This is a genomic window from Steroidobacter sp., assembly GCF_016790065.1.
In the GTDB taxonomy this organism is placed as follows: domain Bacteria; phylum Pseudomonadota; class Gammaproteobacteria; order Steroidobacterales; family Steroidobacteraceae; genus Steroidobacter.
Window position 1 is genome coordinate 1 of the sequence record NZ_JAEUPY010000755.1, and the last position, 4,946, is coordinate 4,946.

General features: G+C 62.0%; 5 protein-coding genes. 4 read left to right on the forward strand and 1 reads right to left on the reverse strand.

What is annotated here, in order from left to right; all coding sequences use genetic code 11:
• Positions 1–51: 51 nt before the first annotated feature.
• Genes JNL55_RS30845 through JNL55_RS30860 form a run of 4 tightly spaced genes read left to right on the forward strand, consistent with a single transcriptional unit; the run spans position 52 to position 3,632 of the window.
• The gene (locus JNL55_RS30845; protein WP_293863604.1) at positions 52–438 is read left to right on the forward strand and encodes a SpoIIE family protein phosphatase; all 387 of its coding nucleotides are present in this window, start codon (positions 52–54) and stop codon (positions 436–438) included.
• Positions 435–2,228 carry an ATP-binding protein gene (locus tag JNL55_RS30850; protein WP_293863596.1) on the forward strand — a complete coding sequence of 598 codons (1,794 nt, stop codon included), beginning with the start codon at positions 435–437 and terminating at the stop codon, positions 2,226–2,228. Before JNL55_RS30845 ends, JNL55_RS30850 begins: the two co-directional genes overlap by 4 nt.
• Positions 2,212–3,270 (forward strand): histidine kinase dimerization/phosphoacceptor domain -containing protein, encoded by a 1,059-nt coding sequence (locus JNL55_RS30855; RefSeq protein ID WP_293863598.1) that lies wholly within the window; start codon positions 2,212–2,214, stop codon positions 3,268–3,270. Before JNL55_RS30850 ends, JNL55_RS30855 begins: the two co-directional genes overlap by 17 nt.
• Positions 3,252–3,632: a response regulator gene (locus JNL55_RS30860; protein ID WP_293863600.1), complete on the forward strand. Its 381-nt coding sequence runs from the start codon at positions 3,252–3,254 to the stop codon at positions 3,630–3,632. Before JNL55_RS30855 ends, JNL55_RS30860 begins: the two co-directional genes overlap by 19 nt.
• On the opposite strand, the gene JNL55_RS30865 is transcribed toward JNL55_RS30860, so the two are convergent.
• On the reverse strand, positions 3,629–4,946 hold a 1,318-nt coding region (locus JNL55_RS30865; RefSeq protein ID WP_293863602.1), incomplete at its 5' end, for a formimidoylglutamate deiminase. The genes JNL55_RS30860 and JNL55_RS30865 overlap by 4 nt on opposite strands.

Genomic DNA, 4,946 nt, shown 5'->3' on the forward strand with positions numbered 1-4,946 from the left:
GAGGCCTGTCGCATTTTCGACGCCGAGAAACATCGCCCGCCGCAACGTCTCATGCAAATTCTTCATGAAGGATTGCGCCCCACTCGTGGCGCCGCTGTCACGTTGCTGGAAGTCGATTTTGACGGCGGCCGCGCCACCAGCGTAGCGGTCGGCAACGTCGCCGCCGCTTTGTTGAATGGCGGCGAAATCAAACGGATCGCTGCCGACAATGGCATCGTCGGCCATGTGATGTCTCGGCCCCGCGAGTTGCAACATCCCTGTCAGCCTGACACGGTGTTGGTGATGCATTCGGACGGACTCACCGCCAACTGGCAGCCGGAGCGCTACCCCGGACTCAGCCAACATCATCCGGCGCTGGTCGCCGGCGTGTTATATCGAGACTGCACCCGCGGTCGCGACGATTCCATGATCGTCGTCATTCGACGTACGCCACCATGAACCGTTCTTTGTTACGCCTGGACCTTACGCAAGACCGTGACATCGTCGCGGCTCGCCAGCGTGCCCGACAGGTCAGCGCACTGCTCGGCTTCGATTCACAGGATCAAGTTCGCATCGCCACCGCTGTGTCCGAGCTGGCACGCAATGCCATGCGTCACGCCGGCGGCGGCAGCATCGAGTTCACCGTCGTGCAGGCACCGAGCCGCGGTGTCGCACAGCCCGTCAACTCGTTGTTGCAAATCATCATCAGCGACAACGGCCCGGGCATCGCCAATCTGGACGACGCCATCAACGAATCCGCCAACGGCGAAGTCAAACTCGGCCTGGTGGCCGCGCGGCGCTTGATGGACACCTTCGATGTTTATTCCGGCAAAGGCCGTGGCACGACCATCACGCTGGGCAAATTCCTGCCGCGCCGAACTGAAAGCGTCACGCAAGCTCGCACCGCTGCTATCGCCGATCAGTTGTCGGCGTATGGCGCGGCCGATCCCAACGCCGAAATGCAACAGCAGAATCGTGAGTTGTTGCGCAGCCTGGACGAGCTACGTTTGCGCAAGGAAGAGTTGGCTCGACTCAATGCCGAGTTGGAAGACACCAATCGCGGTGTAATGGCGTTGTACGCCGAGCTCGAAGAACGCGCCTCGCACCTGCGCCTCGCCGACGAGACCAAGACGCGCTTTCTATCCGCCGTCAGCCACGAATTTCGCACGCCGGTGAATTCCATCTTGGCACTGTCCAAGATCCTGCTGCATCGGCTCGACGGCGAACTCACCGCCGAGCAGGACAAACAGGTGACTTACATTCGCCAGGCCGCCGAGCAGCTCTCGACCATGGTCGACGACCTGCTGGATCTGCGCAAAGTCGAGTCGGGCAAGCTGCAACTGCGCGTCGAAGCGTTCAATGTCACCGACTTGTTCGGCGCGTTGCGCGGCATGTTCAAACCCTTGAGCATCAAGGACTCGGTGTCGCTGACGTTCGAAGAAATCGGCGCGCTGCCCGAGTTGCACACCGACCAAGGCAAGGTGGCGCAGATCCTGCGCAACCTGATTTCCAACGCCCTCAAGTTCACCGAAGCCGGCTCGGTGCGGGTCACCGCCAGACTGGTCGCCGACACCGACCTGATCGTGTTCTCGGTGGCCGATACCGGGGTGGGCATCGCCGCCGCCAATCATCGGCGCATCTTCGAAGAATTCACGCAGGTCGAAAATCCGCTGCAACAGACCGTGAAAGGCACCGGCCTGGGTCTGCCTTTGTCGCAACGGCTCGCCGGCTTGCTCGGCGGCAGCATCGATATCGCCAGCGAACTGGGCCAAGGCTCGGTGTTCTCGTTCGCGATTCCTGTGCACCTCGCCAGTGCGGTGCCGGCCGGGGCTCCGGTGATTCCGGAAACTCGTAACACGCAGCGCGTGCTGATCATCGACGACAGCGAGATCGAGCGTTACGCGTTGCGCCAGTTCCTATCGAGCAGCACCTTCGAAGTGATCGAAGCCACCGGCGGCTACGACGGGCTGCGCGTGGCGCGGCAATCGCATCCGGACCTGATCTTTCTCGACCTGGCCATGCCCGACGTGCACGGCCTGGAAGTGTTGAAAATGCTCAAGGCCATCGATGAGACGCGCCACATTCCGGTGGTGCTGTTCACTTCGCAACGTCCCGACGAAATCGGCGAAGAGCAAGCCGCCGCGGCCAGCGCGTTGTTATTGAAGAGCGAACTATCGCGAGAGTCCGTCGCGGCCGTGATCCGGCGCGTCAGCAGCCCGGGAGAGACCCATCATGCCCAGCACGCCTGAAATCATTCTCAACGTCGACGATAACGAACCCGGTCGTTACGCGACCACGCGCATTCTGAACCGCGCCGGCTTCAAAGTAATCGAAGCAGGCACCGGTAAAGACGCGTTGCGCATAGCGCGCAGCGCTGCGCCGCAGCTGGTCATTTTGGATGTGAATCTGCCGGACATGAACGGCATTGAAGTGTGCCGCCAGCTGAAGACCGATCCGCAAACCGCCAGCATCATGGTGTTGCAAGTCTCGGCCACCAACATCGCGGTACTGGATCGGGTGAGTTCGCTGCAAGCCGGTGCCGACAGCTTTCTGGTCGAGCCGATGGAGCCCGAAGAACTGGAAGCCGTGGCACGCGCGCTCCTGCGCTTGCACCGGGTCGAGGCCGAACTGCGGCGCTCGCTCGCGGAACGTGAGTTGCTGCTGCGTGAAGTGAATCATCGCGTCAAGAACAGCTTGCAACTGGTGCTCAGCATGCTGAGCTTGCAAGGCAACGAGTTTCGCGAAGCTGGCGCCAAGGAGTTGTTCGCGAAGGCCATCGCGCGCGTCACCGCCATCGCCTCGATTCACGAGCGTTTGTACCAAGACCAGGATCCGCTCAGCATCGAGATGCAAACCTATCTCACCGGCCTGTGCGCCGAGTTGGCCCGCGCCAGCATTGGCGACGAACGCCCGGCCGACCTGCGCACCGACATCGAACCGCTGCGACTACCGACCGAACACGGCGTGTCGCTGGCGTTGATCGTCAACGAGCTGGTGATGAATGCTCTGAAACATGGCCGAGCCACCGACCACTCCGCCATCATCAGAGTCAGCCTGCGTCAGGTCGAGGGTGACCAGGCCCGCTTGACCATCGCCGACAACGGGCCGGGCAGCACGGTAGCCGGCGCCGCCAAAACTGCCGGGAAACCAGCCAGCGGCTTGGGAACACGCCTCATCAGCATGCTGGTGCGCCAACTACACGGCGAGCTGCGCATCGAGGACGCCGACGGTTACGCCGCTCACATCACCTTCCCGCTGCAAACGCTCCCGACATGGGATCAGAAGTCCTAATCGTCGAGGACCAGGTGCTCATCGCTCTTCACCTGCAGGACCTGGTGGAAGAAGCTGGGCATCGGGTCGGCGCGATGGCGCACGATGCCGCCGAAGCTTTGGCGGTCACGGCGCGGCAGCGACCTGCGTTTGCGATCATGGATCTCAGACTAGCGCGCGGCTCGAGCGGCATCGACGCAGCTCGCGACTTGTTTGCAAAGCACGGGATCCGCTGTTTGTTCGTCAGCGCCAATATCGACGACGAAGTGCGACGCAAAGTTGCCGAGCTGCAGCCGCTGGGCTTTATCGGCAAACCGTTCCTGGCCGCCGAAGTGATCGCAGCTGTGCAAACTGCCGCGCGAACCGTCATCGACCCGCGTTAGCGCGACTTCAACATCTTTTGCAAAGCGCGTTTATAGCCGGCTGAAACTGCGGTCTCGGCGAAGTGACGGCGATCCTGCACCAGCCAGCGACCGCCCACCATCACATCGCGGATCGACTCGTTGGTGCCGGAGAAAACAAACGTATCGATGATGGACGTGTCGTGGCGCGCCGCGAACAACGGCGAGTTCAAATCCAACACCAACACATCGGCGCGTTTGCCCGCTGCCAGTTCCCCGACCGGCCGACCCGTGACCCGCGCACCCGCGGTACATGCTCGCTGCCAAAGCAACGCGCCGCCTGAAGCCCCGTCTTGATTGAGCACACCGCGCTGTCGTCGTAACAAGCGGGCTTGATATTCCAGCCAGCGCAGCTCCTCGATAGGAGACAACGACACGTGACTATCGGAGCCGACGCCAAACGCGCCGCCGGCCGCCAGCAACTGCTCCATCGGAAAAATCCCATCGCCCAAATTGGCTTCGGTGGTGGGACAAAGTCCGACCACTGCACCGCTCGCCGCGACGCCTTGTAACTCTGCAGCCGTGGCATGTGTCGCATGCACCAAGCACCAGCGCTCATCGACCGGCGCATTCTCCAGCAACCATTCGATGGGCCGCTTGCCCAAATGCTCCTGGCAAGCACGCACTTCGCGCTCTTGCTCAGCGATATGAATGTGGATGGGATGCCGGTCGCTTTGCGCATCGAGCACTGCTCGCAAAGATTCGGGCGGTACCGCGCGCAAGCTGTGCAAAGCCACGCCGACTTCAAGTTGCGCCGAACGCTGCGACGACTGACGAAGCGCCGCGAACAGCTCCAGATATTCCTGGGTCTGCATGGAAAACTGACGCTGCCTTTCGGTCGGCGGCGCGCCACCAAAGTCGGATGTTTGATACAACGTTGGCAACAGCGTGAGACCGATGCCGGCCGTGGTGGCCGCATCCATCAAGGCCTGGCTCATCGCCAAACGCTGCTCCTGAGAACTCGACTCAGTCGCAGCGCTGCCACCGTGATCCCCGGGACTGTGCAAATAATGAAACTCGCACACCGAGGTGTAGCCGGCCTTGACCATGTCCGCATACAACTGGGCCGCGACCGCGTTCAGACATTCCGGGGAGATGCGGCTGGCGACGTCGTACATGGCTTCGCGCCAGGTCCAGAAGCTATCGTCTTTACCGCCGCGTTGCTCGACCAACCCCGCCATGGCGCGCTGAAAAGCGTGGCTGTGGACGTTGGGCATGCCCGGAATGGCCGCGCCGTTGATGGTTCTCGCGGTGGTGACGGTGTCATCCGCCGACACATCGACGATGTCGCCGCTG

Bases quoted from the DNA above. Each gene is read 5' to 3' on its own strand.
- JNL55_RS30845 (WP_293863604.1), top strand. From the start codon at position 52: ATGCAAATTCTTCATGAAGGATTGCGCCCCACTCGTGGCGCCGCTGTC.
- JNL55_RS30850 (WP_293863596.1), top strand. From the start codon at position 435: ATGAACCGTTCTTTGTTACGCCTGGACCTTACGCAAGACCGTGACATC.
- JNL55_RS30855 (WP_293863598.1), top strand. From the start codon at position 2,212: ATGCCCAGCACGCCTGAAATCATTCTCAACGTCGACGATAACGAACCC.
- JNL55_RS30860 (WP_293863600.1), top strand. From the start codon at position 3,252: ATGGGATCAGAAGTCCTAATCGTCGAGGACCAGGTGCTCATCGCTCTT.